At 76.4% G+C, this 3,981-nt stretch carries 2 protein-coding genes; both read right to left on the bottom strand.

Going from position 1 to position 3,981, the window contains the following annotated elements; genetic code table 11:
• Positions 1-169: 169 nt before the first annotated feature.
• Positions 170-691 (bottom strand): SigE family RNA polymerase sigma factor, encoded by a 522-nt coding sequence (locus ABZ641_RS28430; protein WP_359986248.1) that lies wholly within the window; start codon positions 689-691, stop codon positions 170-172.
• 656 nt (positions 692-1,347) lie between these two features.
• A complete protein-coding gene (locus ABZ641_RS28425) occupies positions 1,348-3,822 on the bottom strand; it encodes a DUF3376 domain-containing protein (protein WP_359986245.1) in 2,475 nt (824 codons plus the stop codon).
• Positions 3,823-3,981: the final 159 nt, after the last annotated feature.

The following is a 3,981-nucleotide window of genomic DNA, read 5'->3' as shown; positions in this document are numbered from 1 at the left end:
CAGGAGAGCAGGCCGCGGCGCACCCGGTGGCGGCCGGCCGCCGGGTCGGAGGCGTCGGCGTTCAGGGTGTCGGAGGAGGCGATGCCCCGCTCGACGCGGGCGAGCATGCGCTCCCGGTCCGGCCGGTGGGCCTCGGCGGCCTCGCGCAGCTGTCGGCGCAACTCGTCCATCAGCTCCTCCTTCCCGTCAGTTCGCCGGCCCGGTTGCCGAGCAGCCGCTGCAGTTCCGCCATCCCCTTGGAGGTCTGGCTCTTCACCGTGCCCACCGAGATGCCGAGGGCCAGGGCCGTCTCCTTCTCGGAGAGGTCCATGGCATGCCGGAGCACCACGCAGGCCCGCTTGCGGAAGGGTAGCCGGGCCAGCGCAGCCCGGACGTCCAGCACGGAGGCCACGTCCGGCCCGTCCGTCCGCTCGGAGCGGTGCGACCAGAACAGCAGCACCCGGCGCCGCTCGCGGACGGCGGTGCGGACCCGGCCGCGGGCCAGGTTGGCGACCACGCCGCGGGCGTAGGCGACGGGGTGGTCCGCGCCGCGGACCCGGTCCCAGCGGTGCCAGAGGGCCACCATGGCGTCCGCCGCGAGGTCGTCGGCCGCGTCCGCCTCGCCCGTCAGGAGGTGGGCGAGCCGGGCGAGTTCGGCGTGGTGGCGTTCGAAGAAGTCGTGGAACTCCGCGGACGCATCGTCGGCGATCATGTCCGGGGCGTGACCTCTCGATCCGTTGTGAGCGTTCTCAATCAGCAGGGAGGGCGGCAGCCTACCAACCGCTCCCGCCGCCGGATCAGCGGGTGCCCCGGTCGTCGCCGCAGGTCGCAGGGGTGTCGGCCGGGCCGTGCGGCCCCGCCGGCCGAGGCCGAGCGGGTCGGCGGCGGGTGCCGTGCCCAGCGCCGTCACCCCTCCGTACCCGACCGGGCGGCGCGCACCCCTGCGCGGGCGGACGGCACGGACGGACGGCACGGGTCGAACGGTCTCTCGGGGGCAGGGCCGGGCACGGGGGAGCCTCCTTCGGATCGGCGCCTTGCTGCCCCCGGGTTGCCACCGACGCGCGAAAGGTTGCCGCCGGACGGGAAGTCGATCCGGCCGCCGCCGACGGGAAGCCGGTCCTGCCGGGTCGGCGCGTGCCGTCGTGGCCGACGAACGGCACTCGCGGCAGTGAGCGGGCCGCCGAGCGGCGAAGGGCCGTCGGAGCGGCGAAGGGCTGTCAGGGCGGCGAGGGGCTGTCAGGGCGGCGAGTCACCGTCACATCAGCACGTTGCCACCCAAGAGTGAATCGCCATCAGCCAAGCGATTGATCGACACCAAAGTGAATGGGTATCACACCACCAAGATGCCATCGCGAACACGAATGCCCATCACGTCAGCGGCAGGGCGATCGCCAGCGCGATGCCCGCGCCGAGCAGCGCGCAGACCAGCGCCGCCGCGCAGAGCGTACGGACGGTGTCACGACGCAGCGCGGTGCGCAGCGCACCCGGCAGCGGATCCTGGTCCAACTGCCGGCGGACGCGGCGGGTGGCGCGGCGCAGCAGCCACAGGCCCACCCGCCGGCGCAGCGGGAGACCGCCGGTGTCGGGCGGCTCCGGGTCGAGGGCGGCGCGGGCCGGGACGTTGAGCCGGCGCTGCGCCCACCGGGTGGGGCCGGCGGCGTCGGCCTCCGGTTCGGCGAGCAGTAGGGCGCGGGCGGACCGGGCGGTCCGCTGCCGGACGTCCCGGCCGCCGGGCCCGCCGACGGTGCGGTCGAGCAGGGCGGAGTCCGCGCCGAGCAGTTCGTCGAGGTTCTGCTGCATCCGTTCCCGCCCGATCTCGGCGGCGAGCAGCGCGCTGTGCAACTCCCGCTCGGCGTCCTGCCGTTCGCCCGGCTCGGGGACGAGGACGCGGAGCAGGTGGCGGGCGGCGTCCAGGCGGCCCCAGGTGAAGTCGGAGCTGCGCCAGTCCTCGTCGAGGAAGGCGCCGAAGTGGCCGAGCCGGGTGCCGTACAGCTTGCGGTCGCCCATGTCGGCGTAGCGGTCCTGGCGGAAGAGCGGGCCGAGGTCGTCGGGGCCGAGGCGGAGGAAGGCGAAGGCGGGGGTGGGTTGTTCGACGGCGGCTGCGGCGGGGGCGTAGGCGTGGCTGAGGACCTCGACGGCGAGGCAGCAGGCGAGGGCGTCGCGGGTGGTGGCGAAGCGCTGGTCGCCGAGGGTGTGCAGGGCGGTGAGGTAGCTGCCGGCGGCCTGCCGGACGAGGCCGCCGAGGGTGCGGGCGGCGTCGAGGCGGGTGAAGACCTCGCTGACCCGGTCGGCGATCCCGGCGTCGGACGGGCCCGGCGGCGGCCCCTCGCGCAGGGCGGCGCGGACGGCGGTCGCCACCGCCCGGGTCTCGGCGAGCCGGCGGCAGACCAGTCCGGCCGCCGAGGCCAGCTGGCGGCGGACGGTCGGCTGGCAGTCGGGCAGGCGGCGCTGCAGGTCGCAGAGCATCATCCGCAGGACGCGTTCGGTGGGGACGAGCCCCCACCGCCAGTCGCCGGGGTCGGCGGCGTGCACGGGGTCGTCGTGCTCGGTGGCGGCCGGCGGCAGCCAGCCGGGGTTGCGGCCGGGCAGCCAGTCGGCCGCGGTACCGGGCAGGTCGAGCAGGGCGGTGACGCCGTCCGCGGAAGCCTGCCGGCGGACGTCCCAGACGACGGCCGCGGCCCGGCTGCGGCGGTAGTCGTCGAGGAGTTCGGCGGCCCGGTGCAGCAGGCGGGTGGCCCGGACGGGGTTCTCGTACAGCTCGCGGAAGAGGTGCTCCTGGACGCCGGAGACGCGGGTGCGCATCCGTTCGGCGAGGTCCTCGGTGGCGGAGCGGAAGTTGGCCTCGCGGGGGTGGTGCAGTGCGGTGGCGGCGGCCTCCGTCCAGGTGATGTCCTCGGGCCGTTTGCGGCCGACGGCCTCCTGCCGCAGGGTGCCGGCGAACGGCACCACGTACACCAGGACGCGTTCGGGCCGCCGGTCGGCGAGGCGTTCTCCGATCGCGTCGAGCACCGGGCGGAAGGGCTCGTTGTCGAGGACGCCGCCGTCCATGACGGAGCTGCTGGGGATGGCGGAGGGCGGGTCGCGGTGGTCGGCCATCGGCGCCTCCTGCACCGGGGCGAAGGCCACCGGGAACGCGGCCGTGGCGCGGGCGGCGCGCAGCAGGGCCGGCGCCAAGCGGCCGGCCGGGCCGTGGAAGTCGCGGAGCGGGCGCTTGCCGACCTGCCAGGTGCCGGCGCGGGTGCGTTCGTAGACCGGAGCCTCGTCGTCGTGGCGGAACCGGTAGACCCGGCGGTGGTCGGGCACGTCGAAGGCGCCGCCGTAGCCGTCGGTGCACCGGCGGGGGCGGCCGTCGAGGGCGGTGGCGGTGAGGAAGAGGGTGACCGGCTCGGCCAGTTGCGGTTCGCCGCCCATCGCGGCGACGGCCTCGGTGAGGGCCTCCTCGACGACGGCGCCGCGCAGCAGGCTGCCGGAGCCGTCCTCGGAGAGCAGCCGGCCGAGGTCGGCGGTGCGGTTCCAGGTGGCGTGCAGGTCGGGCAGGGCGGCGCCGCGGGCGACGGCGGTGGCCAGCAGCACGCCGTTCAGCCCGCCGGCGGAGGTGCCGGCGACCACGTCCACCACGACCCGCTTGTGCCGCTCCCGGGTGAGGCGCTGCCAGATCCGGAAGGCGGGGCGGTCGCGCTCGGCGACGCCCGACTCGTCGTCGCCCCGGGAGGCCCGGCGCAGCAGGTCGAGTTCGTGGGCCACGCCGCCCATCCAGACCGCGAGGCTGATGCCGCCGTTGAGGACGAGGGCGAGCCGGACCTCCTGCGGCGGGCCGGCGGCCGCGGTGTCCTGGTCGGTCATAGCGGAAGGCTAGGCGGCCGGCGGGGCGTCACCGTCCGGACCGGGCGGCCGGTTCAGCCGCTCGGCGGAACGGATTGCACCGGGCGGCGCAGTGGCCGCGGGCCCGGCCGACGCGGGGCCGGCCGGTAGGCGAGACCCGGCCGGCGCGAGGTCGGCGGG

Source organism: Kitasatospora sp. NPDC007106 (assembly GCF_040634455.1).
GTDB lineage: Bacteria > Actinomycetota > Actinomycetes > Streptomycetales > Streptomycetaceae > Kitasatospora > Kitasatospora arboriphila.
Note: the sequence above shows the minus strand (reverse complement) of the source record. Positions and strands in the feature narration are given on the sequence as shown.

What these genes read in the sequence shown, in the direction of transcription:
- ABZ641_RS28430 (WP_359986248.1), bottom strand. Translation starts at nt 691, where the DNA reads ATGATCGCCGACGATGCGTCCGCGGAGTTCCACGACTTCTTCGAACGC.
- ABZ641_RS28425 (WP_359986245.1), bottom strand. Translation starts at nt 3,822, where the DNA reads ATGACCGACCAGGACACCGCGGCCGCCGGCCCGCCGCAGGAGGTCCGG.